This window comes from Aquicoccus sp. (assembly GCF_041686535.1).
Classification (GTDB): domain Bacteria; phylum Pseudomonadota; class Alphaproteobacteria; order Rhodobacterales; family Rhodobacteraceae; genus Aquicoccus.
Genome location: NZ_JAWLDS010000018.1, coordinates 17930 through 44618, shown reverse-complemented (window position 1 = coordinate 44618; position 26689 = coordinate 17930). Strand labels below are relative to the sequence as shown.

At 62.7% G+C, this 26689-nt stretch carries 23 protein-coding genes; 5 read left to right on the top strand and 18 right to left on the bottom strand.

Annotated features, from left to right (window positions below):
* Positions 1 to 273: 273 nt before the first annotated feature.
* The 14 genes from ACESL9_RS06525 to ACESL9_RS06460 all read right to left on the bottom strand — a co-directional run bounded on the left by ACESL9_RS06525 (position 274) and on the right by ACESL9_RS06460 (position 15884).
* Positions 274 to 960 (bottom strand): TetR family transcriptional regulator C-terminal domain-containing protein, encoded by a 687-nt coding sequence (locus ACESL9_RS06525; RefSeq protein WP_372609560.1) that lies wholly within the window; start codon positions 958 to 960, stop codon positions 274 to 276.
* Between the two features lie 94 nt (positions 961 to 1054).
* The gene (locus ACESL9_RS06520) at positions 1055 to 2503 is read right to left on the bottom strand and encodes an amidase (RefSeq protein ID WP_372609558.1); all 1449 of its coding nucleotides are present in this window, start codon (positions 2501 to 2503) and stop codon (positions 1055 to 1057) included.
* 81 nt (positions 2504 to 2584) lie between these two features.
* Complete coding sequence (locus tag ACESL9_RS06515; RefSeq protein WP_372609556.1) at positions 2585 to 3649, bottom strand: extracellular solute-binding protein; 1065 nt, start codon at positions 3647 to 3649, stop codon at positions 2585 to 2587.
* Between the two features lie 2 nt (positions 3650 to 3651).
* Positions 3652 to 4782: an ABC transporter ATP-binding protein gene (locus ACESL9_RS06510; RefSeq protein WP_372609554.1), complete on the bottom strand. Its 1131-nt coding sequence runs from the start codon at positions 4780 to 4782 to the stop codon at positions 3652 to 3654.
* Between the two features lie 7 nt (positions 4783 to 4789).
* On the bottom strand, positions 4790 to 5599 hold the full coding sequence (locus ACESL9_RS06505; protein WP_372609552.1) for an ABC transporter permease: 810 nt from the start codon (positions 5597 to 5599) through the stop codon (positions 4790 to 4792).
* Positions 5596 to 6411, bottom strand: a complete 816-nt coding sequence (locus ACESL9_RS06500; protein WP_372610067.1) for an ABC transporter permease — start codon at positions 6409 to 6411, stop codon at positions 5596 to 5598. Before ACESL9_RS06500 ends, ACESL9_RS06505 begins: the two co-directional genes overlap by 4 nt.
* A gap of 82 nt (positions 6412 to 6493) precedes the next feature.
* The gene (locus ACESL9_RS06495) at positions 6494 to 7885 is read right to left on the bottom strand and encodes an aminotransferase (RefSeq protein WP_372609550.1); all 1392 of its coding nucleotides are present in this window, start codon (positions 7883 to 7885) and stop codon (positions 6494 to 6496) included.
* A gap of 170 nt (positions 7886 to 8055) precedes the next feature.
* Complete coding sequence (locus tag ACESL9_RS06490) at positions 8056 to 8970, bottom strand: CobW family GTP-binding protein (RefSeq protein WP_372674625.1); 915 nt, start codon at positions 8968 to 8970, stop codon at positions 8056 to 8058.
* Entirely contained in the window at positions 8967 to 10469 is a 1503-nt protein-coding gene (locus ACESL9_RS06485; RefSeq protein WP_372609546.1) for an amidohydrolase family protein, read from the bottom strand. The genes ACESL9_RS06490 and ACESL9_RS06485 overlap by 4 nt, the downstream gene beginning before the upstream one ends.
* A complete protein-coding gene (locus ACESL9_RS06480; protein ID WP_372609544.1) occupies positions 10466 to 11932 on the bottom strand; it encodes a M81 family metallopeptidase in 1467 nt (488 codons plus the stop codon). The genes ACESL9_RS06485 and ACESL9_RS06480 overlap by 4 nt, the downstream gene beginning before the upstream one ends.
* Complete coding sequence (locus ACESL9_RS06475; protein WP_372609542.1) at positions 11929 to 12453, bottom strand: TRAP transporter small permease; 525 nt, start codon at positions 12451 to 12453, stop codon at positions 11929 to 11931. The genes ACESL9_RS06480 and ACESL9_RS06475 overlap by 4 nt, the downstream gene beginning before the upstream one ends.
* Positions 12454 to 12456: 3 nt before the next feature.
* Complete coding sequence (locus ACESL9_RS06470) at positions 12457 to 13428, bottom strand: TRAP transporter substrate-binding protein (RefSeq protein WP_372609540.1); 972 nt, start codon at positions 13426 to 13428, stop codon at positions 12457 to 12459.
* Between the two features lie 33 nt (positions 13429 to 13461).
* Positions 13462 to 14745, bottom strand: a complete 1284-nt coding sequence (locus ACESL9_RS06465; RefSeq protein ID WP_372609538.1) for a TRAP transporter large permease — start codon at positions 14743 to 14745, stop codon at positions 13462 to 13464.
* Positions 14742 to 15884 carry an NAD(P)/FAD-dependent oxidoreductase gene (locus tag ACESL9_RS06460; protein WP_372674624.1) on the bottom strand — a complete coding sequence of 381 codons (1143 nt, stop codon included), beginning with the start codon at positions 15882 to 15884 and terminating at the stop codon, positions 14742 to 14744. The genes ACESL9_RS06465 and ACESL9_RS06460 overlap by 4 nt, the downstream gene beginning before the upstream one ends.
* A 150-nt stretch (positions 15885 to 16034) precedes the next feature.
* Between ACESL9_RS06460 and ACESL9_RS06455 the strand changes: the two genes are divergently transcribed.
* Positions 16035 to 16649 (top strand): helix-turn-helix domain-containing protein, encoded by a 615-nt coding sequence (locus ACESL9_RS06455; protein ID WP_372609534.1) that lies wholly within the window; start codon positions 16035 to 16037, stop codon positions 16647 to 16649.
* Between the two features lie 24 nt (positions 16650 to 16673).
* On the opposite strand, the gene ACESL9_RS06450 is transcribed toward ACESL9_RS06455, so the two are convergent.
* The 4 genes from ACESL9_RS06450 to ACESL9_RS06435 form a co-directional block, all read right to left on the bottom strand.
* Positions 16674 to 18185, bottom strand: a complete 1512-nt coding sequence (locus tag ACESL9_RS06450; RefSeq protein WP_372609532.1) for a sugar ABC transporter ATP-binding protein — start codon at positions 18183 to 18185, stop codon at positions 16674 to 16676.
* Positions 18182 to 19183: an ABC transporter permease gene (locus tag ACESL9_RS06445; RefSeq protein ID WP_372609530.1), complete on the bottom strand. Its 1002-nt coding sequence runs from the start codon at positions 19181 to 19183 to the stop codon at positions 18182 to 18184. Before ACESL9_RS06445 ends, ACESL9_RS06450 begins: the two co-directional genes overlap by 4 nt.
* A gap of 13 nt (positions 19184 to 19196) precedes the next feature.
* Positions 19197 to 20171, bottom strand: coding sequence for an ABC transporter permease (locus tag ACESL9_RS06440; protein WP_372609528.1), 975 nt, complete (start codon positions 20169 to 20171; stop codon positions 19197 to 19199).
* A 258-nt stretch (positions 20172 to 20429) separates the two neighbouring features.
* On the bottom strand, positions 20430 to 21380 hold the full coding sequence (locus tag ACESL9_RS06435) for a sugar ABC transporter substrate-binding protein (protein ID WP_372609526.1): 951 nt from the start codon (positions 21378 to 21380) through the stop codon (positions 20430 to 20432).
* 257 nt (positions 21381 to 21637) lie between these two features.
* Between ACESL9_RS06435 and ACESL9_RS06430 the strand changes: the two genes are divergently transcribed.
* The 4 genes from ACESL9_RS06430 to ACESL9_RS06415 all read left to right on the top strand — a co-directional run bounded on the left by ACESL9_RS06430 (position 21638) and on the right by ACESL9_RS06415 (position 26687).
* A complete protein-coding gene (locus ACESL9_RS06430) occupies positions 21638 to 23416 on the top strand; it encodes an extracellular solute-binding protein (RefSeq protein WP_372674623.1) in 1779 nt (592 codons plus the stop codon).
* Positions 23417 to 23426: 10 nt separating this feature from the next.
* Positions 23427 to 24236 carry an SDR family NAD(P)-dependent oxidoreductase gene (locus ACESL9_RS06425; protein WP_372609522.1) on the top strand — a complete coding sequence of 270 codons (810 nt, stop codon included), beginning with the start codon at positions 23427 to 23429 and terminating at the stop codon, positions 24234 to 24236.
* A gap of 57 nt (positions 24237 to 24293) precedes the next feature.
* On the top strand, positions 24294 to 25604 hold the full coding sequence (locus tag ACESL9_RS06420; RefSeq protein ID WP_372609520.1) for a M24 family metallopeptidase: 1311 nt from the start codon (positions 24294 to 24296) through the stop codon (positions 25602 to 25604).
* 105 nt (positions 25605 to 25709) lie between these two features.
* A complete protein-coding gene (locus tag ACESL9_RS06415; protein ID WP_372609518.1) occupies positions 25710 to 26687 on the top strand; it encodes a thiamine pyrophosphate-dependent dehydrogenase E1 component subunit alpha in 978 nt (325 codons plus the stop codon).
* Positions 26688 to 26689 lie beyond the last annotated feature (2 nt).

Sequence of the window (26689 nt, the reverse complement as noted above, 5' to 3'; positions counted from 1 at the left end):
CCAGAGTTCAGTGGTTTATTGTATTAGGTGGTAGGTGCCGGGACATGCTTGCAAGAGACCTACGGGCTACCACCTTGCTACCTTGTTTCTTTAAGAAATACGCGCTTGACGGCCCGGGTTGCCCCGGTTGCAAATCCAGGCCCCCAAGGTGCGACGGGTGTTCACTTCTTCTTCGCTCGCATGCGGACCGCCTCCGCGCGCGCCGGCCTTGGGCGATCCATGCGCCGGACCGTCAAGTAAACCCGCCTCGCTGCAACGTCGCGCGGGCACGGGTCAGCCACCGGTCTCCCGGGTGCGGTCCTCGGCCTTCGGCGCGATCGGTCCAAGCCATTCCGATTCCGCGATGTCCGGGAACAGGCGTCGCGCAACGAGCAGACAAGCCTCGAGCGCGACCTCGCGGTCAAACTGGGCCTGGTTGAGAAGGAAATCCGTCCACATGCCCTCAAGCACCGCGGTCAGGGCGTTTGCGGCCAGGACGGCCTCCTCTTCGAGGTTTGACAACTCGCGGCAGGTCTTGATCAGGGCGTCGCGAAAGTCGGACTCGCGCGAGTCCACGAAGGGGCGATATTCGGGGTGGGAGTTGATTTCCGCGCGAAAGGCAAACCATATCGCGATGTTTCGCGGGTTGAGCACGTCAGGCGAAAAATCGGCTGCTATGATCGCACGAAGCCTGCGTGCCGGGTTGGCGTCGTCGGGTCCGACGGCGCGGCGCCAGTTTCGGGTATATTCTTCCGAAAGTTCCTTCAGCATCGCGAGGAGCAGGTTTTCCTTGGACCCGAAGTGCAGGCTTATCATGCCGCGCGAAAGGTTCGAGATTTCCTGGATCCGGGCGACGGTCACCCCCCGCACACCAAACCGATAGACCGCATCGGCCGCGGCATTGAGCAGGACCCGGCGATGGCGCGATTTGCTGATTTCACGCGCGTTCGGTTGGTCGGCGGCGGTGGTGCGCTTGTTCATGTTCGACTTCCAACAGATTCCGACCAACCCAGGGGAGCGGAGTTCCAGTTATAAGGCGCGACACGCCAGTTTGTCACTGCCGGCATATGGGCCCCTACGACACATTTGATTCGAACGGCCAGATCACCGGCCGCTTTGCCCTCGTGTCATACCATCCCGATACGGCCTGCTGATACGCGTGAGCAACGCCGAATATGTCCTGCTCCCTGTAGGTTCGTCCAACGATCTGCATGCCGGTGGGCACGCCGTTCGTCGCCTGCCCAGTCGGGACAGAAAGAACCGGGCAACGGCTCAGCATGTTGAACGGCAGGGTGAGAAACCATCCGAAGTCGGGATCCGTTTCGCGCCCGTTGATGCAAAGCGTCTCTCGGGACGGGTCGAAATCCGCACGCACCGCGGGCAGCCCGTTGGTCGGGCAGATCAGCACGTCGTGATCCTCGAGCACGGCCCCGAGGCTTTGATACATGTGACCCGCGGCCTCGTAGCATTGCAGCAAGGCATCGGGAGAAATCTTCATCGCGTCTTCTGCGAACGCCCGGGCATAGGTGGTCATGTCGTCCGCATGATCTTCGAGGGTCCGGGCGATGAAACGACCGAAAAGCAGCTTCAGATACTGCAGGCCGGCATCGAGCCATTCGCTTTTCCAGCCCAGGTCCACGGTTTCGACCGTTGCCCCGAGGTATCTCAGGATGTCCACGGCCTTTTGGGTGTTTCGACGCACGTCGGGGTCGATCTCGAACAGGCCGAGATCGGGGGAATACGCCACGCGCAGCCCTTTGATCGCGCCTGTGGTTTCGGCAAGAACGGCCCCGTCGCGCAGCGTCGCGATGTCCGCGGGGTGCGGTCCAGCCATGATGTCCTGCAAGAGCGCGGTATCGCCAACCGAGCGCGCCATTGGACCTTGATGGGCAAAGAAATCAAGGTTGAAGGGGGCTTCCTCGGGGTTGCGCCCATAGGACGGCTTGAGGCCGACAACCCCACAGGCCGAGGCCGGAATGCGGATCGAGCCACCAATGTCGGACCCCGTCGCCAGGCTGCACATTCCGGCGGCCAGTGCCGCACCGGAGCCGCCCGACGACCCGCCGGGCGTGCATTCGGTGTTCCACGGGTTGCGCGTGACACCCCAAAGGCGTGACCACGTGAGACCCGCGCAGGAAAACTCGGGCGTGGCCGTGCGAGCGTGAACAATCCCGCCCGCCGCGAGAACACGCGCGTTCACCGGTGAGCTGTGCTGCGCAACCATGTCACGCATGGTCAGCGAGCCGTTCGACGTGGGTTTGCCCTCGATGAACCCCTCATCCTTGACGGCCACCGGCAAACCATCGATCGGCCCGGCGGACGCCCCCCTTGCATAGCGGCTCTCGGCCGATCTCGCCAGGTCCATCGCCTCGTCGAAATGTGTGTAGGTCAAGGCATTGATCGCGGGCTGGACTGCTTCGGAGCGGTGGATGACCGCATCCATCAATTCCACCGGCGACAGCTCGCGCGCGCGAAACAGGCGCAAGGCTTCGGTCGCAGGCAGGTAACAGAGATCATCGCCCATGTTCCGCTCTTTCATCAGCAAGCAAGGGGAATGGCGCTTTTCGGACCAAGAGACCGAAAAGCGCCGTCTGGCAAACCGGGATCAAAAGCCCGACTTGATCCGTTCATACTCTTCGCGCAAGCGGCGTTCGAGCGCGGGATCGAGGGGAACACCGAAAAGGCTTCCGGCAAAGAAGGAGTCGGGGTCCGAATACCCGTATGCCTCGACAAGCTCGGGATCGGCCATGTCGAATGCCTTGGCATTGGAATGGGCATAGCCCCAGCTTTCGATAATGTATTTCCCGCTTTCCGGAGCGGTCAGCGCGTTCAGCATGTCATATACCTGTTCATCGGGCACGTCGGAGTCCTGCATGTGGACATAGCCGCAGACCCAGGACACCACGCCCTTGTCCACGTCGCGCATCATCTCGGCGGGCACGCCGTTGCTGACCAGGTTGACCTCGGTCTGGTTCCAGCCCCACCCCATCAGGACCTCGCCACTGGCAAGGGCCTGATCCAGTTGCGTCGCGTCGGACCAGTAGAAGCGAACATTCTCATGCACGTCGCGAAGGAAATCGAGCACCGCCTGGAATTCCTCTTCGCTCAGATCAGGATAGGAATCCTGTGCGCCGGTCGCGAGCACACCCAGGGTCACGGCTTCGAGCGCCCCTCCGGGCAGGGAAATCTTGTTCTTGTAGGCCGGATCGGTGAGCATCTGCAGCGAAACCTCTTCGGACGAAAACTCGTCGCTGCGATAAATCAGCCCGGTATTGCCCCAATCAAAGGGAACCATCCATGTCTCGCCCCCAAAGTTGATCCCGTCAACCGACGAGATCCCGGGCAGAAGATCGTCCCAATGATCCAGCCTGGAGGTGTCGATGGGCTGCAGCAGCCCGGCATCCGCCCATTTCTGGGTGACATAGTTGCACGGATGGGACAGATCGGCACCGAAGCCCGACTGCAGTTTCGCAAACGCTTCGTCTTCGTCCCCGAAATAGGAGTAGCTCGGCCCTTCGCCATAGGTCTCGACATAGTTCCCGTAAAAGCCCGGATCCTCGTAGCCGGACCAGTCGAACACGGTGAGATCCGATCCATCGGCCATCGCGGTGCCGGCGGCCAGCCCCGCGATCGCTGCATGGGTCGCAAGTCGTGTGAATGTGCGAGTCATTGTCATACCTTCCTTTCTTGCTTGGTTGGTTCGTTGTCTGACCTGGTGCCCAGGTCGATCACGGAGGCGCCCTGCGCAGCGATCCAGACGGCATCGCCACGCTTGAAGTCGACCGTGTGGAAATAGTTGGGAACGGAAACCGAGACAGGCTCCGGCACGCCATTGATCTGGACGTGATAGCGCACGCTCTCGCCGTAGAAGGCGATGTCGGTCACGGTGCCTTGTGCCGTGACATCGTAATCGGTCGGCACGTCGCGTCCGATGTAAAGTTGCTCGGGACGAAGGCCGACGAGCAGATCGCGCTCATGGCGTGTCACTCCCGGGTTCATCCCGATATCGAGCGATCCAAGCCCGGCTATCTCGATCGAAAGCGTTGCGTTTCGTTCATTCAGAAGCGTGGCGGGCAGGAAATTCATGCCACCAATGAAAGAGGCGACCTTGGGATTGGCCGGAAAGGCATAAAGAGCGGAGGGCGCGTCAACCTGTTCGAGGCGGCCATCGAACATCACGCCGATCCTGTCCGACATCGTCATCGCTTCGTACTGGTCATGCGTGACCATCACGAACGTGATACCGATGGATTGCTGTAGCCGGCGCAATTCAAACTGCATCGACTCGCGCATGTTCTTGTCGAGTGCCGAAAGCGGCTCATCGAGCAAAAGCACCTTGGGTCGCATGACGAGCGCCCGGGCGAGGGCAACGCGCTGCCGTTGCCCGCCGGACAGTTCATGCGCATTACGGCGCTGCAGCCCGTCGAGTGCAACCATCTCGAGCGCCTCGCCGATCCGCTGTTTGCGCTCCGCGCGGGACAGGCCCGACTTGGCCAGGCCAAAGCCCACGTTGTCGGCGACATTCAGGTGCGGAAAGATTGCATAGCTTTGAAACACCATGTTGGTCGGGCGCCGGTTGGCCGGGATCGCACGCATGTCCTGCCCGCCGATCCGGATCACGCCCGAGGTCGGCTCCTGGAACCCTGCGATGATGCGCAGGGCGGTCGTCTTGCCGCATCCTGACGGTCCGACCAACGAGAAGAACTCGCCTTCTTTCAGATCGAGACTGAAATTCGAAAGCGCGACGAACGAGCGAAAGTGTTTCTCGACGTCGATGAGTTCAATGATCGTGTCTCCGGTCATGTCGGTGTCACCCTTTCACCTTGGCGATCGCATTTCTCGATTTGCGGCGGAAGAACTCGGCGGCGATCAGCAGCAGCACGGAAAACCCGAGCAGCAGCGAGCCAAGCGCCAGCGTGTTGGGCAGTTTCGCGGGAAAGCGGATCTGGCTCCAGATATAGACCGGCAGCGTTGGCTGATCGCCCGACAGAAAGAACGCCAGGACGAATTCGTCGAAGGATACCGTGAAGGTGACCAGCAGGCTCGAAACGATACCCGGCGCCACGATCGGCAGGGTCACCCGCCGGAACGTGCCCCAGACGGATTCCCCCAGGTCATAGGCGGCCTCTTCCAGCGACGGATCGAATTCCTCGAAGGCCGATTTGAGGATGGAAACGGCAAAGGGAACCGTCAGGAATGTATGGCCGAGAATGACTGTCAACAGCGACGGCCGCAGCCCGATCAGCAGGAACAGCGCCAGCATTGCCGAAGCGACGATGATCACCGGGGTCACCAACGGCAGCATCACCAGACCTTCGGAAGCCCTGCGCCCGGGGAAATCGTGCCGAATATAGGCCCGCGCGGCGAACAATCCCAGCGACGTGCTGAGCACCGCCGTCCCCGCCCCCACGATGGCACTGTTGACCAGCGATTGCAGCAGGGTGTCCTGTGTTGCGAGTTGCCCGTACCACTTGAAGGTAAAGCCCGAGATCGGGAAGGCCACAACCGTGCCTTCGCTGAACGAGAACAGCGGAATCAACAGGACGGGCAGGTAAAGAAACAACAGGTAAATGACCGCATAGGCCCTCAGGCCGGGGGCAAATCTTGCAAGACGTGTCATCGAATTGCCTTTCCGGCGCCGCGCACGAGCGCCACGAAGCTAATGGCCACCGCCCCCACGGAAACCATCGTCATCAGCGACAGCGTCGCGCCCAGCGGCCAGTTGTTGGCGGAACCGAAATAGACCTGGATCAGGTTGGCAACCATCTTGCCGTCCGAGCCGCCCACCAATGCCGGGGTCACGTAATCGCCGACTGTCGGGATGAAGATGATCAGGCAGGAGGCAATGATGCCCGGCACCGTCAGGGGCAGCGTCACCCTCAAGAAACGTCCGAGTTTCCCGCACCCCAGATCGGTGGCCGCTTCGAGCAGGCTCCTGTCGATCTTCTGAAGCGACACGTAAATGGGAAGGATCGCGAAGGGTGCCCAAGCATGTGCCAGGGTGATGATGACCGCAAGTTCATTGTAGAGCAGGAAGTCGAGCGGCTCGTTTATCAGCCCAAGGCTGGCGAGGCCGCTGTTGAGCAATCCGTTGAACCCGAGGATCAGTTTCCACGCAAACACACGCAGCAGGTAACTTATCCAGAACGGAATCGTGATCAGCAAGAGCCACAACATCTTGCGCCTGGCGCGAAAGGCGACAAAATACGCGATCGGATAGGCCAGCAGCACGGTCAGCAGCGTGACCAGGCCCGCCATCCAGACCGAGCGCACCAGCAGCTGGCGAACCAGGGGATCGCTGAACGCGGCGCGGTAGTTTTCCCAGGTGAACGTTCGGTCGATGTCGACATAGGTCTGTGTCCAGAAGCTGTACATGACCAGAACACCGAGAGGCGCCGCGACAAGCAGCCCGACATAGACCGTGGCCGGCATGGCGAGAAAAACACCGCTTCGGTCGCTTCCGAGCGTCACACTACCCCCCTTCCATTGGGCAAAGGATCACGCGGCATGTCGCTCATGCCCCGCGCTTGCGTTGCCGCGCGACATCGTCCGCCGCACGGCGAATACCCTCGCCGAGGATGTCGAACATCAGGTTGACATCGTCCTCGGCGATGATGAGCGGCGGTGAAAACACGCACATGTTGATGATCGGGCGCAGCAACAGGCCCAGCCTCTGGCAATGCGCATCGATACGCGCACCGATCTCGGTGTCGAGTTGCAGGGCATCCTCGCCATCCATGCCATCCACGTTGCATTCCACGCAGCCCACGAGGCCCATTCCGCGGGTATCGCTGACCATCGGCAGCCCCGACAGATCCGCGAGCCGCTCCTGGAACAGCGGTGAAATGCGGCGCACATGGTCGAGGACTCCGTCGCGCTCCATGATCTCGATGTTCTTCAAGGCGACGGCGGCGCTGACGGGGTGACCGGAATAGGTGTATCCGTTGGAGAACGTGGCGCCTCGCGACGCATTCCCGGAGATGTCCTGCATCAAGCGATCGGAGATGATGCAGGCGCCCATCGGCGCATAGCCTGATGTCAGCCCCTTGGCGCAGGTGATGATGTCCGGCACGATATCGAACACGGTTTCCGATGCGAACCAATGGCCGAGACGCCCGAAACCGGTCACCACCTCGTCGCAGATATAGAGAACATCGTGCCGGCGGCAGATGTCGAGACAGCGCCGGTGGTATCCTTCGGGTGGCACCACGACCCCGCCGGAGGCCAGAATCGGTTCGGCGATGAAGGCGGCGACCCGGTGCGCCCCGATTTCCAGTATGGCGTTCTCAAGATCCGCAACCTTGGCGTCCAGGAACTCTTCGACAGTCGTGCCGGCCGGGCGCCTGTAGGGGTTCACGTCGGGCAGGAAATGGGTCAACTCGTCCGCCTGATCGAACCAGTTCTTGTCCCGTTCCTTGCCGCTGACACTTGCGGCAAGATAGGTGGACCCATGATAGGCTTTCTCGCGCGAGATCACGATCTTCTTGTCGGGTTTGCCCAGCAGGTTGTTGCGAAACTGAACGAAGCGCAGCGCGGTATCCACGGCGGTGGACCCGCCGGTGGTAAAGAACACCCGGTTGAGGTCACCCGGCGTGCGCAAAGCGATCTCGTGGGCAAGTTGGGCGCTGACGGAATTCGACGCGGTAAACGGAGAGAAATAGGCCATCTCGCGGGCCTGCCGGGCCATCGCCTCGGCAAGCTCGGAATTTCCGTAACCGAGTTGCACGCACCACATGCCACCCGGCCCGTCTATCAACCGCTCTGCGTTCTCGGTCGTAACGCGCACACCATCGGCGCTTTCGACGAAGCTCCTCTCCCCGGCGCCAAGCCCTTCCATATCCTCCCAAGGATGGACGAAGTTCTCCTGATCCCAGGAAAGAGTCGCGGCAAAGTCACGATTACGCATGGTCAAATCCTGCTGCTACCATTTGGCTCGCATTAATGAATGGCCGTTCATTCAAAGTCAAGCAGGAAATCGGAAGACGCGATGCAGAACCCGATCAGGAACGAAAAGCGCCCTGCTCGCACCCGGTGCGTGCCGCGGTGCGAAAGCCAAGCGCAAGGCACGAATGTCGATTACTGCCCGGCGTCGCGTGTCCGGAGTGCGTCAAGGGCACGCAGCGCCGCATCTGGATCGAACTCGCCGCGTTCGCCGATCAGTACGAGCTTGCAACCCTCTTCCCCGTCCGAGGGCTCGGGCGACAGGGCGGCACGGGTGCCGACAAGCTGGAAAAGCATACGGCCGGTCCTGCCCCTGAAGCTGACGAACCCCTTTCCGCGCAAGAGCGTGTGGGCAAGCCGTGACATGGTCTCCTGGAAGGCGTGCAACTCGAGCGGGCCGTCACATTTCCATTCCAGATGAAGGAACCGGCTGTCGTCATGCGGGCGTGCCGTCAGACTGTCCCGCTCGTGACCGGCCTCGATGAACAGCGCGGCCAGCGGAAGCGGCGCCTCCATGTCGAAGATGTGCTTCTTGCCCTGAACGCTCAACGCGGCCCGCAGCGCGGTCACATCTTGCGGCGTCGTGTCGGCCGTCTTCGACAGGAAAAGGATGTCCGCCCCGCGCAACTGGGCTTGCCAAAGCGGGTCGTCCTTTCTCCGGAGCGCGTCGGGTGCATCCACGATCCCGATCACGGTCTCAAGCCGTGCCTGCGACCAGATGACGGGGTCCATCAGGGACTGCACGATACCGGCCGGATCGGCCACGCCGCTGGCTTCGATCACGATCAGTTCGGGTTTCGGCGCGCGGGCCATGACCTGTTTCAGCGTGCGCATCAGATCGCCCTGCAACGAGCAACAGATACAGCCGTTCCTGAGCCCGATAACTCCTTCGGCCGAGGCGTCGAGCAAGGCCGCGTCGATGTTGATGGACCCGAAATCGTTGACGATCGCCGCGATCCGAAGCCCGTGCTCGCCGTGCAGCATCCGGTTTATGAACGTGGTCTTTCCCGCGCCCAGGAACCCCGTGACGAGAAGGACCGGAACACTCAATTCATTGTGCGCCGGATCGGGCGCCCCGGTGCCGCATCCGTGTTCAACACGCCGTTCGAGATGACGAATTCACCGCCCACCAGCAGATGCCTCACCCCTTCCGAGGGTCTGTTCATCGCGGTGAACTCGGCCTTGTCGGTCAGGGTCTCCAGGTCGAATACCACGATATCCGCATCGCAGCCCTCCTGCAGGCGCACCTTTTTCGCAATCTGCGGTGCACAGCCCTCGATCACCTTGCCGGGCAGGGTCGTGCATTTGGCCAATGCATCCATCAGGGGAATCGTCCCACGCTCGCGCACATGTTCGCGCAGGAACCGCGTGAACGTCCCCGAAGAGCGCGGATGCGCCGAAAGCGCATCGGGCAGCGGCCATTCGAGCCCCTCGTAGATGCTGCCATCCTCGTTGATCCAGGGCATCGCATCCGACGCGATGGACCCACCCGGATAGGTGACCGACAGATCCAGCAGGCGCCGGTGCTCATCATTCGCGTCCACGTCGAGGAAATGCCACATCACCAGGTCGGTCGGCGAAGCCTCGCGTGCCGCGCGCATGTCCTCGCGGCCGGTGAAGCGGTGGTGATTGTGGACCAGTTCGATATTGGAATAATCGCTGCCGGTGCGCTTGGTGAAATCGGGGTCCATGAAGAACCCCGCGCTGACCACGGTCGCACCGGTGCCATAGGGGTAGGCCTCGGTCGTGACCGGAAGGCCCTGTTCCTGGGCCTTCGCGACGAGTTCGACCACGCGCTCGATGTCCATCAACGATGTCGAATTGAGGTGGCAGATATGCATATGCGCCCCGGTCGCGCCGGCCAAACCGATCAGCCGAACATAGCTGTCAACCGAGCTTTGCGGGTCGATATTGCTGAGATAGGCGATATGGGTAAAGGTCGGCGTGCCGTATTCGAAAGCCAGATCGCAGATCTCTGCCATCTCCTTGACCCCCGCACCGGGGGCATAGCCATTCGGCAGACCGATACCGATCGCACCCTCGTCGAGCCCCTGCTGCACATGGGCGACGATCTCGCGCGTCTGCATGGCATCGGCGGCCTCGGTCGACCAGCGCATGTCTTCCGACCCGGCGCCCATCTGGTCGATCGGATGCACCTCCGCGTCAAGCTTGATCGCGCCGAAGGCGGCCTTGCGCCCGAAGATCCATGCCGCGGCCGTGCCGTAATGCAGCGCGCGCGGAACCCTGGCCTGCCTGTCATACCATCCGGCAACCGGCATGGCGCCGACCTCCAGCTCCAGCGTCGTGGTGACACCGTCAAAGGCCTGCATCCGGTCGGCGGCGACCGATTGGCCATGTGCATGCAGATCCAGAAAGCCCGGCGCGACGATCAGCCCCGTGGCGTCGATCTCGCGCGTGGCGGTGCCGTCGATCGTTCCGATCCGGGCGATCCCACCCCCCGAAACGGCTAGGTCACAGACCGCGTCAAAGCCGGTTTCGGGGTCCATCACGCGCCCGTTTCGCAGGATGATGTCATATGCTTCGGTCATTGGTCCGCCCTTTCGCCGGCAAAGGGGTTTTCCGTCTTGGGCCAGTAATTGGCGTCCCGTTTCGTAAAGGGAATGATGCTGAAATCCGGGGTGATCGCCCCCGGGGTGGCCAGGTGGATGACCTCGGCGGCAATCGGGGCGAACCCGTCATAGAAATGCTGCGAGGATTTCACGACCACGTATTTCATCTTCGACAGGTCGATCCCGAGGTTCTCGAACGCCTCGGGGTGGAATGTCTGGGTCCGCTGCGTGTTGACCACGATGTGAACACCGTCAGCCTCAAGCCAGACGCAATCGCCCATCTTCATCGCGGCCCGGCCCAGATGCTGCACAGCGTCGCGGGCAATGCCCCGCACCGTCACCAGCAGGTCCACGGGGTCACCCGACATCGGCCCGATCTTGCCGCCCACGCGCACAGCCATCTCGGCGCCCAAGCCCGCGTCGATGCACATGCTCACCAGCACCGGATCCCAGAAGGTTCCGATCGCGATATCCTTCAGCCCACGGTCCAGCGCCGCGCGCAACACAAAAGTCGAATCCGACGGCGCACCGCCGCCCGCGTTATCGGCGAAATCGGCCAGCACGATGGGCGCCGCGTTGAGGGCAATCGCACGGTCCAGACCGTCATCGAGGCTGGGAAACCGGCGCAGATCGTTGCGCATCTCCCAAAGCTCTTTCCCCAGTTCCTCGGCACGACGCGCGGCCAGCGCGGCGTCGCCATCGGTGATCACCAGCGTGCGGGCGCCGCAACGCGGATTGTCCCCCCACGGAAACCCGTGCGCCAGCGAGATCGACAGGACCCCCCCCTGCCCCTCCATCGCCGACATGCGATCCACGTAGCTGCGCACCGGCTCGAACGGCGTGTGATACATCGCCATCATCCGGCAATCGTAATCGCGCATCACCGGATCGATCCGCCCCTCGGCCGCGTCGGCGCAAATGGCAAAAAGCTCCTCGGCGCGCTCCACCACATCGATATGCGGATATTCCTTGTAGCAGATGATCGCGGTCGCCTTTTCGAGCATCAGTTCCGTCAGGTGGCAATGCGGGTCGAGCTCCAGCCCGATCTTGACCTGCGGCCCCACGATCTCGCGGATGCGGGCCATCATGTCGCCCTCGCAATCGTCGTAACCCTGCGCGATCATCGCGCCATGCATGGACATCAGAACCACATCCACCGGCATCGCGGCGCGCAGATCGGCGAGGATGTCGTCGCGCATCGTCTCGTAGACCGCGCGCACCGTGGGGCCGGCGGGTTGCGCAAAGGTGCAAAGCCCCTCGACGACCTCCCATCCCCGTGCCTCGGCCATTGTGCGCCAGCGTGCCAACGCCGCCGCGTACAACCCTGCTTCGCCGCGCGAGGCGGTCTTGGAGTAGAGATGTTCCTTGAAACCGCTCCACCCTGTCGGGATGGGCGAAAAGGAATTGGTTTCCGTTGCCAGCGAGGCCATGAAGAGTTTCATTCGTCATTCCCGAGATTTGAAAGCGCGGTCACGATATCCGCCAGGACATGGAAAAGGATCAGCGTAAACGCCAGCGGGATCGCGATGCCGAACACCACCATCGGCAGGTCCATCGTTTCGGTTTGTCGTCCGGCCAGCCGCGCGAGGTATCCGCGTGCGGGGTTGACGCCCGGGCCGAAAAAGCTGAACCACAGGATCGGCAGGACAAAGCACAAAACCCCGAAGGATCGCACCAGTGTAAAGACCAGCCCCCGAACACCGCGGGCCTGCAAGGCATTCGGGAACAGGTTGGGATCGCGCTGAAAGCGATACGCGCAGGACGCGCCCAGAAGCCCGCCCCAGACCATGGAAAACCGTGCAAGCTCCTCGGTCCAGGTGGGCGGTTGGTTGAGCAGGTAGCGGGCGATCACCTGCCAGCCGGCAGCGGCCAGCATGAGCGCGACGGCAAGCGCCGCGCCCACCAGAGCCACCCGGTTAAGTCCCCAGGAAAGCCGGTTGATCGTATCGGAAATCGCCCGCATCGGTCAGTTTCCGATCGCCGCTTTCCAGGCCTCCAGCGCGCCTTCCGGCATGTCCGTCGTCTCATAGATCGGCTGGCTGGCGTCGCGGAACTTGGCCCGCTCTTCCGGCGACAGCTCGATCACCTCGATGCCGGCTTCCTCCAATTGCTCCAAAATGGCGGAATCGTCGGCAATGAGCGCACGGTTGGCGTCATGTGCCTTGTCCACGGCCGCGTGAACGATCTCGCGTTCCTCGTCCGTCAGTGCCTGGTACCAGTCCTCTGACGCGATCGCGACGCGCACCGACTGGCTCATCCGGGCGTTGGTGAAATAGTTGATGAAGGCCGTGTGGCCATATGTGAGCGGCACGAAGGCGGGGTTGATATAGCCCCCCGCGACGCCGGTCTGCAACGCGTTGGGCACCTCGGACCAGGACACGATGGTGCCTTTCGATCCCCATTGCTCGAACGTGTTGATCTGCGACGAATCAAGTGCCCGCATACGCACGCCTTGCATGTCCTCGAAGGTGCGGATCGGAACTTCGGTGGTGAAGATGCCCGACGCCGTGCCGGTCATCACCACGTCCAGCACACGCACGCCCTCGGGGGTCGTGCCGGCGTTGATCCGCTCGAGCATCCCGCCCTCGTCCAATGCACGGTCAAGCTCTTCGAGGTCCTTGAAGAAATACGGCATAGACGCGCCAAAGATCGTCCCGTCCAGCGTACCGGCGGATTTCGCGTCCGACATCGACACTTCGAGCAGCCCCTGGCTGACCTGGTCGAGCCGTTCGGCCTCTTCGCCCAGCGCGTTGCGCTCGTATTCCACCGCGTCCAGGCCGTTGGCCTTGAGATGCTCGGCAAAGGTGTGCGCCCAGACATAGGTGCCGGATTTTTCAAGATCCGGCGGGCTGTCGAGTGCGATCTTCACCTCGGCCGTCGCCGGCAGCGCAAGCGCCGCCGCAACCGCGGAGGCGGTCAGAATTCCGGTGAGTTTCATTTCAGTTTCCTTCCCTTTTGATTGGTTGTCGCATCATTTCCAAAGCCCCAGCGTCCGGGGCAGCCAGAGGCTGATCTCGGGGACGGAAACCAGTATTCCCAACACGATGATTTCCGCGATGATGAAGGGGGCGATCGCCCTGGCCAGTTTCCAGTAGTTGACCCCCGTGACCGTCGACACGATCAGCAGGCACCCCCCCAGCGGCGGGGACACCAGTCCGATACACAGGTTGAAGCAGATCACGATGCCCAGATGAATCGGGTCCGCCCCGTTGGCCAGGGCAACCGGCGCCAGCAGCGGCACGAGTAGCGCAAGGGCGACGGGCACATCCATGATCATACCCGCGATGATGAAAAGCAGGTTCATGGCGATCAGGAACCCGACCGGACCGAGGCCCAGGCCATCGACCAACCCGGCAATCGCCTGCGGAATTCGCTCAAGCGCGGCAAGATGGCCGAACGCCGCGACCGCGCACAGGATCATGAAGATCGACCCGGTCAGAACCGCCGTCCGGGAGAAGCTTTCCCAGATGTCGTCACGCGTGAGCGGAGAATAGAAGAACGCGGCGCCCCCCGCGGCAATGACCGCGACGGCAGCGGCTTCGGTCGGCGTCATCCAGCCCAGGACGATCCCTCCGACGATGATGATCGGCAGGGCGAGCGCGGGCAGCGCGACAAGGATCGCCGGCAAAAGCGGCGGTGCCTCGCCCTTTTCGACCCGCGGATGATCCTCGCGCCACGCGAACCAGCCGTTGACCATGAAAAGCGCGGACGCCAACAACAGCCCCGGCAGGATACCGGCCACGAAAAGCGCCGCGACCGATGTCTGCATCAGCGCGCCATAGAAGATCAGGATGATCGAGGGCGGCACGATCGGGCCGATGATCGAGGACGCCGCCGTGATGGCCCCGGCATACTCGGCCGTGTAACCGCGCTCGCGCATCGCCGGAACCATCGTGTTCGACAGGGCGGCCGCGTCGGCGACCGCGGATCCCGATATGCCGGCAAAGAACACCGAGGTCATGATGTTCACGTGCCCCAGCCCGCCGCGCAGGCGCCCGATCAGCGCCATGGACAGGTCGATGAGCGATCTGGTCACGCCTCCCCTGTTCATGAGCTCGCCGGCCAGGATGAAAAGCGGCATCGCCAGCAGCGAGAAGATGCTGATCTGCGAAAACACCTTTTGCGGCAGCACGGCGAGATAGCGCGTGTTGTCGGTCAGCACGAAGGTCAGAACGGCCGCACCGCCGATCACATAGGCAAGCGCCAGCCCAGAGGCCAGCAGCGCGACCGCAATGACGGGAATCACCCAGATCATGCCGCACACGCCATGCGGTCGGGCGCGACGCGCGCAGGATCAAGGCCCTGATCGGCAATATGCCCCGGAACAGGCTTGCCTTGCACCAATGCGGCCGCAAGATCCGCCGCCGCCGGGGCCGACTGGATGCCATAGCCCCCCTGCCCGGCCATCCAGAAGAAACCGGGAACGACCCGGGAAAAGCCGATCACCGGCTCCTTGTCGGCGACGAAGCTGCGCAGCCCCGCCCATTTGCTCTCGATCCGCCGGATATCGAGGTCGAAGGCTGTCATGATCCGGTCGGCACAAACCGCCACGTCGATCTCTTCGGGCTGTGCGTCGCACGGGTCGGTCGGCGTCTCGTCCGCCGGCGAAATCAGCAAGCGCCCGGCGTCGGGCTTGAGGTAGAATTCTTCCTGGACGTCGATGGTGATGGGCGCATCGCGGCGCGTGAACCCATCCGGCTCGGCCACCATCATCGCGGTTCGGCGCTTCGGCACCAGACCGATTTCTTCCGCCCCGGCAAGGCGACCGATCGCACCGGCCCACGCCCCGCCGGCATTGACCACCAGCGGCGCCGAGAGCGTGCCGGCTTGCGTCTGCACCTGCCAGCCGTCGGCTTCACGGGCCAATTCCTGCACCGCGGCGTTGGTCAACAACATGCCGCCACGCGCCTTGAGCAGGCGCAAAAACCCCTGGTGAAGTGCGGCGACGTCGATATCCTGGCCGCCCGTGTCGAGCATCCCGGCCGCGGCGTAGCCTTCTCTCAGCAACGGCTGGTGTTCCTTGAGCGCCGCCGCGCCCAGCCGCGCCACCCGGGCCTCCCCGGACATCCTGTCGATGAGCGCGTCAAGCGACTCCAGTTGGTCCTCTCTCGCGATCATGAGGATCTGGCGCGGGGTCAACAGCGGCACATCCGTGAACCCCTCCGGCACCGCATCGAAGAAGGCGCGAGAGGCCCGCGTCAGGGCGCGCACACCGTCGGGCCCATAGCTCGGGGCGAACACGGCCGCCGATCGTCCGGTGGTGTGGTAGCCGGGCTGCGCCTCCATCTCGGCCAGAACGACCTTCATCGTCCGCGCCAATCCCGCAGCGACCGAAGCGCCAGCCATGCCTGCGCCGATGACGATGACATCTGCTGAAATGGCGCGCTCTGACATCAGGTTCATTTCCTTCCGCATCGTGTCCGTCGCGGTCACGCTATCTAAGAAATTTCGTAATGCAATAATTTTTTATCGTATACGAAAATATTTCCATTCTCATGGGGGGCTGATAAGCTCTTCCTGCACCAAAAGGAGGATCGAACGCCCATGACCACAGCCCAGGATATGGGGGCACGGCTAAGACATTTGCGCAAAGCCCGACAGCTCACGCTGAGCGGTCTTGCCTCGCTGTCCGGCGTCGCGGTTTCCACCATCTCGAAGATCGAAAACGGGACGCTCTCGCCAACCCTCGACAAGGTGCTGCGACTCGCCGAAGGGCTGGATCTGACGATCGGGCAGTTGATCGGGGATGACGAAAGTCAGGGCGCATCGCCCAACAGCCGCTTTGCGCCATCGCGTGAGGGCGAGGGTATCGTGATCGACACCAGCAATTACGTATACAGGTACCTCTGCGCGGAACTGACCAACAAGCGGATGGTCCCGATTCATGCGCGCATCAAGGCGTCATCGCTCAAGGAATTCGGCCCGCTCGAACGGCATGGCGGCGAAGAATTCCTGATCGTGATGGATGGCGAGATCGAGGTGCATTCGGAATTCTATGCGCCCGTCACGCTCAAACGCGGCGAGAGCATTTACCTCGACAGCACGATGGGCCATGCCTATGTCAGCGCCGGAGAGCGGGATGCCGAGGTGTTTTGCATCTGTACCGAAGCCCAGCGCCTGGAAAAGAACGCCGAGAACGACCCGTCGCCGCCCGGATGACAGGCGCCCCGGGCGCCTTGCCCCTCACGCCACCTTCTCGGCCCCGATGCCCGAGATCGCCTGGATCAGGTTGTCCTCGGTCACTTCTTCGGAGGTGAATTCGCGCATCACCCTGCCTGAGTACATCGCCACGATCCGGTCGGAAACGTGCAGCACCTCGGGCATTTCCGAGCTGATGACGATGACCGCATAGCCCTGTGCCGCCAGATCGCGGATCAGGTTGTGAATCTCCGATTTGGACCCCACGTCGATGCCGCGTGTCGGTTCGTCCACGATCAGCACCTCGGGCCGCATCGAAAGCCATTTGCCGATGACAACCTTCTGCTGGTTGCCACCCGAGAGATTGCCCACGATCTGGCGCCAGCCAGGGGTGCGGATGTCGAGCTTGTCACGATACTGATCGAAGATCGCGATCTCGGCGCCGTCGCTCACAAAGGGGCCGGCGGTCAGGTCATCGACCTGTGGAAGGGTCATGTTGTCGCGGCAATTCATGCCCAGCACCAGACCCTGCGACTTGCGGTTCTCGGGCACGAGCGAAATGCCATGACGCAGCGCGTCGATCGGCGAGGAGATGTAAACCTCCTGACCGTCGAGCAGGATCTCCCCGGCCGAGGGGGTGCGCAATCCAAAGATCGTCTCGGCAATCTCGGTACGACCGGCACCGACGAGGCCATAGAAGCCCAGCACCTCGCCGCGTCGCACGGAAAAGTTCACATCCTGGTAAAGCCCGCCGCAGCTGAGCCCGCGCACTTCGAGCGCGACATCCCCCATTTCGTGATGGCTTTCGTTGCGCGAAAGGTCCAGCTTGCGGCCGATCATGAGCTGCGTGACCTCTTCCTCGTCCGTCTCGGCCGTGATGAGCGTGCCGCGATACTGGCCATCGCGCAGAACGCTGATCCGGTCGGTGATCCTGAAGATCTCTTCCATCCGGTGCGAGATGTAGACAATGCCCACACCCCGCGATTGAAGATCCGCGATCACGTCGAAAAGCACCACCTTTTCCGCATCGGTCAGCGACGCGGTCGGCTCGTCGAAGATCACCGCGCGGGGGTTCACGGTCAAGGCGCGGCCGATCTCGACCATCTGCTGATTGGCGATGGACAGATCGCCCACGCGCGTGGTGGAATCGAAACCGACATTGAGCGTCTTGAGGATCGCATCGGTATCGTCATGGAGTTTCTTCCAATCGACGCGGCCAAATCCCTTGAGCGGCAGTTCACCCAGAAAGATGTTCTCGGCCACGCTGAGTTCGTCCCCAAGGCTGAGTTCCTGATGGATGAACACCACGCCACTGGCCTTGGCCTGCATGGGCGAGGTCATCTCGACGGGTTCCTCGCCGATGAATATCTGCCCTGAATCGGGGGCGTGAATGCCGCCCAGCACCTTCATCAGGGTGGATTTCCCGGCGCCGTTTTCCCCCATCAGGGCATGGACCTCGCCGGGCATGACGCTGAAGGATACATCGTCGAGGGCACGCACGCCCGGGAATGTCTTGACGATGCCCTCAAGGCGCAGAACGGGTGTCTGGTCGGTCATATCTTCAACTCCTCCTTGCCCTGGCGGTTCAACTGGCGGTCGAGAAACAGCACCCCGATCAGGATCAGGCCGATCACCAGGTTCACGGTCTGCGTATCGGCGCCGATATGGCCCAGCCCCTTGCGCAAGAGCTGGATCGCGATGACCCCGCCGAGGGTCGAGATGATCGAGCCGTATCCGCCCGCCAGCTTGGTTCCGCCCAGAACGACGGCGGTGATGGCCCAGAGCTCGTAAAGCATCCCGTCATTGGGATTGACCGAGCCGCTTTCGGAATAGAAGATCACCGCCGACAGCGCGGCGAGAAAGCCGATCAACATGAAATTCAGCATGAAATGCGGACCCACGCGGATACCCGCGTTGATCGCGGCCTCGCGGTTGTTGCCGATGGCATAGGCATTGCGGCCATGCACGGTCTTGGTCATCACCAGCCACAGGATCAGCGCCACCCCGAGCAGGAACCATGTCGCCGTGTGCAGCCCCAGGAATTGCGCCTCGGCGAAATCGACGAGGGTCCAGTTCAGGTGGCTCGTCGGCTGTTCCCCGTTATACATGAAGACCAGCCCGCGAAAGCCCAGCATCGAGGCCAGCGTGACGATGAACGCATCGACGCCGGTTTTCCACACGATCAAACCGTTGATCGCCCCCAGCACGACACCGGTCATCAACGCGAAGCCCCAGGCCAGTGGAATGGCCCAGTCGCCAAGCGCCTGCATGAACGGCCAGGTCAGGCTGTCGAGCAGGACGATGGCGGCCAATGCGAATGTCGCGCCCACGCTCAGGTCGATATTGCCGTTGATCATGATGATCGTCATGCCCAGCGCGATGATCCCGATCGGCGCGGATTGCTTGAGCAGCAACAGCATGTTGTCCAGACTGAGGAAGGTCCTGTCAGAGACCGACATCACGTCGCCGACGATGGCAAAGAACGCCAGTTCGACCACGATGAAGCCCCAGATCGCGCTGCGCTTGATATAGTCCTTGCGGTTCAGTGTTGCCATGACCGATGCTCCCTCAGGCGATCGGGGACCACAGGCGGCCCCGCTTGGCTGCGACATCCAGCCAGACGGCGAGGATGATGATGATCCATGTCACGATATACTGGACATAGAAGTCGAGACCCACCAGCAGCAGGCCACTCTGGATGAAGCCGAGGATCAGCACACCGACCACCGTCTTGAACACCGTCCCCGATCCGCCGAGGAGCGACGCGCCGCCGAGAATGACCGCGGCCAGAACCTCGAGCTCCATCCCCTGGCCGACCGTGTTCTGACTGCCCATGCTGCGGCTGGCCTGCAAAAGGCCCGCCGTCGCGACGCAGAATGCCGACATGAGATAGGTCATGAACACAACCCGCGCGCGCGGGATGCCCGAGAAGGTCGCCGCCTGGCCGTTGCCGCCCACGGCATAGACCTTGCGCCCGAACGGCGTTTTCGCCAGCAGCAGGCTCAGCAGCACGGCCAGCAGGGCAAAGACCAGGATCGGCACCGGGATGCCCATCACACGCGCCTGCCCGAAGATCGCGAACCAGGTGCCCGACTTGTCGGCGATATCCATGTTCTTGCCGCCCGACCACGTCAGCGTCAGGCCGTGGATGGCCGACAGCATCCCCAGCGTGACGATCAGCGAATTGAGCTTGAGATACCCCACCAGGAACCCGATGAAGGCCCCCAGTGCGAGGGTCAGGGCGAACATCGCCACGATGGCCAGCCCCGGGCCAAGCTTGTCGTGCAGGTCGAGCACCACGATCGTGGAAAACGACATCATCGAGCCGACCGAGAGATCGAGGTTGCCCCCGATCACCACGAAGGTCACGCCGAGCGCCATCACGCCCAGGATGGCCGAAGAGCGGATCACACCGGAGACGTTGTCGAGCTCGATAAACCGCGGATTGGCCAACGCAAATCCGATCATGAAGACCGCGAAGGCGATCAGGATACCCTGTTTCGCAAGTAGCGCGCCAATGTCCGACTTGTTGAATTGTGCCATGGTTTCCCCTCCCCGATGGCGGCCCGGGCCGCTGCACCGACACCATACTTGAGCCGCGCACGTCGGTCTGGCCAGTCTTAATCGCTCCCCGACCTTGCTCCGGGTCATTCACGCGGATGTGAATGTCCCTGCCACGCGGTGCGACCGGTCCGGTCGCGCCAGCATGTCAGCCCGCGTGTCGCGCCGGGCCAGGTGTCGTGTCGGGGATCAGAACACGCGGCGCGGGTTCTTCCCGCACCGCGTGACCCGGGAGATGAATCAGAAAACCGGCTTTTCGAACTCGTCCATGTTCTCCTGGGTAATCTTCGGCGTGTCGAAATAGTTCAGGAAAGGCAGATCCTCGCCATTGAGGATGTCGATCGCGGTCTGCAGCGCGGCCTCGGCGTCATCGACCGGCGACTGGTAGATCGACCCCCAGTAATCGCCATCCGCCATTGCCTCGTAGCCCACCGCGAAGTTGGTGGCACCAACGAAGACGATGCCGTCGCGATCCGCATCCTTGGCCGCGTTGAGCGCGCCGACACCCATGTTGTCATCGCCCGCGTAAACCCCGTCGATGTCGTCGTACTTGACGAGGAAAGCCTCCATGACCTGCTGCGACTTCTCGCGGCTCCAGTCTCCGGGCTGGGTTTCGACCAGGGTCACGTCGGGGCAGACCTCCGGAAGGCGGTCCTCGAAGCCCTTGGCGCGCTCGATGGCCGTGGTATAGCCCGGCTGGCCGGAAATCTGCACCACGCGGGCCTCGCCCTCGACGCCCATGTCGGTGAACTTGTCGCACATGATCTCGGCCGCGCGCGAGCCCTGGGTGATGTTGTCGGGCCCTGAGAAAGACGCAACGAAATCAAACCCCTGCTCGGCGATGTTCGAGTTGGTCACGACAACGGGGATGTTGGCCTGATGCGCCTTGCGCACGGCCGGGATGACGGCCTCGCCATTGGTCGGCCAGATGATGATGGCATCCACGTCCCGCTGGATCAGGTCCTCCATCTGCGCGATCTGCCGGGCGACATCACCCCCGGCGTCGAGCACAACGGCCTCGACGTCTGGATTGGCTTCCGCCGCGGCGATGAACGCCCTTTCATAGGTCGTCTGATAGCTGTCGACGCCCACGTTGTTTTGCGTGATTCCGATGGTCATCGTTTCCGCGGCGGCCGCACCGCCCAGCATGGCGGTGGTGCAGGCCAGGGCCATTCTTGTCGTCATGTTCATTACTGGGTCCTCCCGTAAAGCATTCGGTCTTGATTGCCGGCTTCCTCCAGGCCGCGGGTTCGCGCCCCGAGCAATCTGAAAGTAACGTCGCGCGTTTCCGGTCGCCGGACATCGGCAAATTTATCCATATTGGATTTACTTGTATCCTTTTCGGATAATTTCGCCATACGAAATGGATATCAATCTCAATACGGATGGAGGGTGACGAGATGAACGGGAGGCGAGGACGCGGGAACGCATCCGGAAAACCAGGCGCCATGCAACAGGGCACAGTCAGAAATATTCAATCCGGATATTCGGCTCCGGCCGGGGCCGTGCCCGCGTCGGTGGTGAAGGTCAGCCCCGAGCTCGAACGGGTGGTGCGGTTCCTGATGGCACTGTCGATGGAACTCGACACCGCGATCGAGCCGAGCACGCCGAAACCGCATCTCAACATGATCCTTCACCTGATGCTCAGCCACTCCGAAGGGCGGATCGTCTCGCCCTCGTCGCTGGTGTCGGCCTCGGGTGTGCCCTATGCGACCGCGACCCGGAAACTTGCCGAGATCGAGCGCGCCGGCTTGATCGAACGGCGGCCGCGCACCCGCACCGGCAAGACATATTCGCTGCATCCCAGCCCGGGATTGCTTCAGAGTTTCAGCCAGTTATCCGACCGGGTCGATCGCCTGGTGCGGAATTCATTCGACGAGGCCGGCAAAACCACCGAAAGCACCGACTATTACTTCGGCGGCTCGTATCAACCCGGCCGCGCCGCCATCGCGCCGCCCGGCGCGCTGCCCCAGCCACTCAAGCTGCCCGGCGGTTTGCGCATCCTCGTGCATGGCGATCCGACCTTCATGGTCATGGAGGGGCTCAAGCGGCAGTTCGAGCAGATGGTCGGTACCGACATTCATCAAAGAGCCTTCTCGATCGACCGCCTGCACGAAGAGGCGTCGCGCAACGCCGAGCGCGGCAAGAGCCGCTATGATCTGATCGCCGTCGACCTGCCCTGGATCGGGGAATTCGCCGAGAAGGGCTTCATCCGGCCCCTGTCGGAGGTCATGGATGTCGAACGCCTCGATCCGAGCGATTTTCACACCGCCGGGTGGCGCGCGGCCCATTGGGGCGGGCGGCCCTATGGCGTGCCGAGCCAGACAACGCCCGAGCTGATGTTCTATCGCAAGGACTGGTTCGCCGACGAGGGGTTGGAGCCGCCGGTGACCACCGATGACGTGATCGCCGCCGCGCGGCATTTCCACGATCCGGCGCATGACCGGTATGGCGTGGCGTGGAACGCGGCACGCGGCACGGCGCTGGGCCACACCTTCATGATGACCTGCGCCGCCTTCGGCCAGCCGATCATCGACCTTCCCGAAATCGCCGGCGGCTATGATGCCGACACGCTTGCCGGGCGCAGCCTCCGGCCGATTCTGAACACCGATCGCGCCCTCGCCGCGGCGGAGTACCTCTTGCAATTGCTGCAATTCTCGCCGCCCGACATCCTGTCGATGTCGTGGTACGAGCGCGTGCGCCCCTATGGCGCCGGGCGGGTCGCGATGGCCTATGGCTATACCCTGCTGGCCCCCTATTTCGAGCTCGACGAAAGTTGCCCCGCGCATGGCAACACCGGCTACCTGCCACATCCGCACGGGCCCGAGGGCTGTCCCATCGCGCCGGTGGGGGGATATGTCCTGTCGATCCCCGCCAACCTGCCCGAGGAACGCATCGACGAGGCGGTCGAGGCGCTTGTCGCCTTCACGTCGCCCGGCGCGCAGAAACTCTATGCCCAGAACGGAAGCCGCACCGCACCGCGCTATTCGGTGGGGGCCGACCCCGAAGTACGGCGCCTGTCGCCGATCTTCGAACTGGTCGACCAGATGTCGTGGCGGGACGAGCTGCAATTCTGGCCACGCCCGCCGATCCCGCAAATCTCGGAGATCATCAGCCTGTGCGGCCATGAGCTGCACGACATGCTGCGCGGGATCGTCACCCCGCGCGACGCACTGGCCCGGATCCAGGGCCAGGCCGAAACCATTCTGAGAACCACGGTCACTTAGGGAGGAAACCATGGACCCCAACCGCCTCAAGGGCAAGAACATCCTGATCACCGGCGCGGCCCGCGGCATGGGCGCCGCCAACGCCGAGAGCTTTGCCGCGCAGGGCGCGAATGTCTGTCTGGGCGATCTGTCACTGGACGAGGCACAGGTTGTCGCCGAGCGCATCAATGCCGCCGGAAACGGCAAGGCCATCGCGGTCAGCATGGATGTCACCAAGCGCGAGGACAACGCGAGCGCCGTCGCCGCCACGGTCGAGGCCTTCGGGTCCATCAATGTCGGCCTCTTCAATGCCGGCCTGAACAAGCCCCGGTTCTTCATGGATATCGACGAAGACAACTGGGACATGATCATGAACGTCAACACCAAGGCGATGTGGCTGGGGATGCAGGAAACCGCCCGCCAGATGATCGCCCAGGGCCCGATGGAGGATCATCCCTACAAGCTCATCAACGTGGGCAGCATCGCGTCGCGCAAGCCGCTGGTCGATGTCACCGTCTATTGCACCTCGAAATACGGCTGCCTGGCGCTCACGCATTGCGGGGCCATCGGCCTTGCCGAGCACAACATCACCGTCAACGGTTATGCACCGGGTGTGGTCGTCACCCCGCTCTGGGAACAGCTCGACAAGGATCTGGTGGACATCGGGTTCAAGGAACGCGAGGGCCAGGCCTATGACGACATCGTGCGCGACGCGTTGCAGATCAAGCGCGTGTCCTATCCCGACGACATCACCGGCACCGCGTCTTTCCTGGCCTCGAATGACAGCGACTACATGACCGGCCAGATGATCCACGTCGATGGCGGCTGGTGCATCCAGTAACCCCGCTTCCCGATCCATCCCAGAAAGACGGGGCAACATCCCCGCAAGGAGTTTTCCATGTCTGACCGTCCCGCCTCGGCACTGATGCCGAACCTGCTGACGCCGCAGGATCTCGAACCCAACTGGCGCTGGGAAGGGCGCCTGCCGGCCTGGGGCCACACCTCGGTCGATTTCGAGCGCCGCATCGACCACGACCGGCTGCGCCGCTATCGGCTGGCGCGGACCCGACAGGCCCTTCAGGCCTCCGGCGCGGGCACGCTTCTGCTCTTCGACGTCAACAACATCCGCTATGTCAGCGCCACCAAGATCGGCGAGTGGGAACGCGACAAGATGTGCCGCTTCTGCCTGCTGACCGGGGACGATTCGCCCTATGTCTGGGATTTCGGCTCGGCCGCCGTCCATCACCAGAAATACTCCGACTGGCTGGAGCCCGATCACTGCCTGGCCGGCGTCGTCGGGATGCGCGGCACGATCCCGCCCGAATTCGGACTAATGCGCAAATACGCCAGGCAGATCGCCCAGCTGATCAGGGAGGCCGGCATGGCCGACATGCCGGTGGGCGTGGACTATGCCGAAACCGCGATGTTCCACGCCTTGCAGGAAGAAGGGATCAAGGTCGTGGACGGCCAGCAGATCATGCTGGCGGCGCGGGAGATCAAGAACTGGGACGAGATCCAGCTTCTGACCCAGGCGGCCAGCATGGTCGATGGCGTCTATCACATGATCTACGAGGAGCTGAAACCCGGCATCCGCGAGAACGACATCGTCGCACTGTCCAACAAGATGCTCTACGAGATGGGCAGCGACGACGTTGAGGCGATCAACGCGATCTCGGGCGAGCGGTGCAACCCGCATCCGCACAATTTCACCGATCGCTACTTCCGCCCCGGCGACCAGGCGTTTTTCGATATTCTGCAAAGCTACCAGGGCTATCGCACCTGCTATTACCGGACCTTCAACATCGGCCGCGCGACACCCGCGCAGAACGATGCCTATGTAAAGGCGCGCGAATGGATCGACGCGTCGATCGCGATGATCAAGCCGGGCGTGAGCACGGACAAGGTCGCCGCCGTCTGGCCAAAGGCCGAGGAATTCGGCTTTCCCTCCGAGGACGCGGCCTTCGGCCTGCAATTCGGGCACGGGCTTGGGCTGGCGCTGCATGAGCGGCCCATCATCAGCCGCGCCGTATCGCTCGACCACCCTATGGAAATCCAGACAGGCATGGTCTTTGCCCTCGAAACCTATTGCCCGGCGGCCGACGGCTATTCGGCCGCGCGGATCGAGGAAGAGGTCGTCGTCACCGATACCGGTTGCGAGGTGATCAGCCTCTTCCCGGCTGAGGACCTGCCGATCGCCAACCGCTATTGAACGCCCATGTCGGGGCGTGCCGCCACCCAGGGGGGCGGCGGCGGCTCCGGCGGGAGTATTTCAGGCAAGATGAAACTGGGGCGCCTGCCCTGAAAGGACCGCGCCATGGCAAAGGCCAAGACCAATACCGAAGACTACCTTCGCATGTATGCCCAGATGGTGCGCATCCGCACCTTCGAGGACAACGCCAACCAGCTTTACCTCTCGGCCAAGATGCCGGGCCTCACGCACATGTATTCCGGCGAGGAGGCCGTCGCGGTAGGCATCTGCGAGGCACTGACCGACGATGACCGCATCACCTCGACCCATCGCGGCCACGGCCATTGCGTGGCCAAGGGGGCAGAGTTTCGCGAGATGTTCTGCGAGCTTCTGGGCAAGGAAGAGGGCTATTGCCGCGGCAAGGGCGGCTCGATGCATATCGCCGATCAAAGCCACGGCAACCTTGGCGCCAATGCCATCGTGGGCGGGTCGATGGGCATTGCCACCGGCTCGGCGCTCAGGGCGAAACTGCAGGGCAGCGACGATGTGACGGTATGTTTCTTTGGCGACGGGGCGACGGCGCAGGGGCTTTGGTACGAGGTGATGAACATGGCCGCGCTGTGGAACCTGCCGGTCATCTATGCCTGCGAGAACAACGGCTATTCCGAATACACCAGGACCGAGGAGATCGCCGCGGGTTCGATCACCGCGCGGGCCGAAGCCTTCGGAATCGAGGCGCACCAGGTCGACGGGCAGGACGTGCTGGCGGTCAACGAGCTGACGCAAAAGCTGGTGACGCGGGCGCGCAAGGGCGAGGGGCCGTTTTTCATCGAGCTGATGACCTATCGCTATCACGGGCACCATGTGGGCGACATCAACCGCGAATACTACCGCTCCAAGGACGAGGAAAAGGACTGGAAGGAAAACCGCGACCCGATCGTGCGGTTCCGGTCGTGGCTGGTGGCCGAAGGCATCGCCAGCGAGGCGGAGATCGAGGCGATGAATGCCGAGATCGAGACCGATGCGCGCGAGGCCGTCGCCTATGCCGAGGCCGCTGCCTATCCCGATGTGTCCGAAGTGGACATGCATGTTTACGCGGACTGAGG

Coding starts and splice junctions, on each gene's coding strand:
- ACESL9_RS06435 (WP_372609526.1), bottom strand. CDS start 21,380: ATGAACATGACGACAAGAATGGCCCTGGCCTGCACCACCGCCATGCTG.
- ACESL9_RS06500 (WP_372610067.1), bottom strand. CDS start 6,411: ATGCCGGCCACGGTCTATGTCGGGCTGCTTGTCGCGGCGCCTCTCGGT.
- ACESL9_RS06510 (WP_372609554.1), bottom strand. CDS start 4,782: ATGACCGGAGACACGATCATTGAACTCATCGACGTCGAGAAACACTTT.
- ACESL9_RS06440 (WP_372609528.1), bottom strand. CDS start 20,171: ATGGCACAATTCAACAAGTCGGACATTGGCGCGCTACTTGCGAAACAG.
- ACESL9_RS06475 (WP_372609542.1), bottom strand. CDS start 12,453: ATGCGGGCGATTTCCGATACGATCAACCGGCTTTCCTGGGGACTTAAC.
- ACESL9_RS06415 (WP_372609518.1), top strand. CDS start 25,710: ATGGCAAAGGCCAAGACCAATACCGAAGACTACCTTCGCATGTATGCC.
- ACESL9_RS06420 (WP_372609520.1), top strand. CDS start 24,294: ATGTCTGACCGTCCCGCCTCGGCACTGATGCCGAACCTGCTGACGCCG.
- ACESL9_RS06485 (WP_372609546.1), bottom strand. CDS start 10,469: ATGACCGAAGCATATGACATCATCCTGCGAAACGGGCGCGTGATGGAC.
- ACESL9_RS06460 (WP_372674624.1), bottom strand. CDS start 15,884: ATGTCAGAGCGCGCCATTTCAGCAGATGTCATCGTCATCGGCGCAGGC.
- ACESL9_RS06445 (WP_372609530.1), bottom strand. CDS start 19,183: ATGGCAACACTGAACCGCAAGGACTATATCAAGCGCAGCGCGATCTGG.
- ACESL9_RS06480 (WP_372609544.1), bottom strand. CDS start 11,932: ATGAAACTCTTCATGGCCTCGCTGGCAACGGAAACCAATTCCTTTTCG.
- ACESL9_RS06505 (WP_372609552.1), bottom strand. CDS start 5,599: ATGACACGTCTTGCAAGATTTGCCCCCGGCCTGAGGGCCTATGCGGTC.
- ACESL9_RS06525 (WP_372609560.1), bottom strand. CDS start 960: ATGAACAAGCGCACCACCGCCGCCGACCAACCGAACGCGCGTGAAATC.
- ACESL9_RS06455 (WP_372609534.1), top strand. CDS start 16,035: ATGACCACAGCCCAGGATATGGGGGCACGGCTAAGACATTTGCGCAAA.
- ACESL9_RS06430 (WP_372674623.1), top strand. CDS start 21,638: ATGCAACAGGGCACAGTCAGAAATATTCAATCCGGATATTCGGCTCCG.
- ACESL9_RS06495 (WP_372609550.1), bottom strand. CDS start 7,885: ATGCGTAATCGTGACTTTGCCGCGACTCTTTCCTGGGATCAGGAGAAC.
- ACESL9_RS06520 (WP_372609558.1), bottom strand. CDS start 2,503: ATGGGCGATGATCTCTGTTACCTGCCTGCGACCGAAGCCTTGCGCCTG.
- ACESL9_RS06450 (WP_372609532.1), bottom strand. CDS start 18,185: ATGACCGACCAGACACCCGTTCTGCGCCTTGAGGGCATCGTCAAGACA.
- ACESL9_RS06465 (WP_372609538.1), bottom strand. CDS start 14,745: ATGATCTGGGTGATTCCCGTCATTGCGGTCGCGCTGCTGGCCTCTGGG.
- ACESL9_RS06515 (WP_372609556.1), bottom strand. CDS start 3,649: ATGACTCGCACATTCACACGACTTGCGACCCATGCAGCGATCGCGGGG.
- ACESL9_RS06425 (WP_372609522.1), top strand. CDS start 23,427: ATGGACCCCAACCGCCTCAAGGGCAAGAACATCCTGATCACCGGCGCG.
- ACESL9_RS06470 (WP_372609540.1), bottom strand. CDS start 13,428: ATGAAACTCACCGGAATTCTGACCGCCTCCGCGGTTGCGGCGGCGCTT.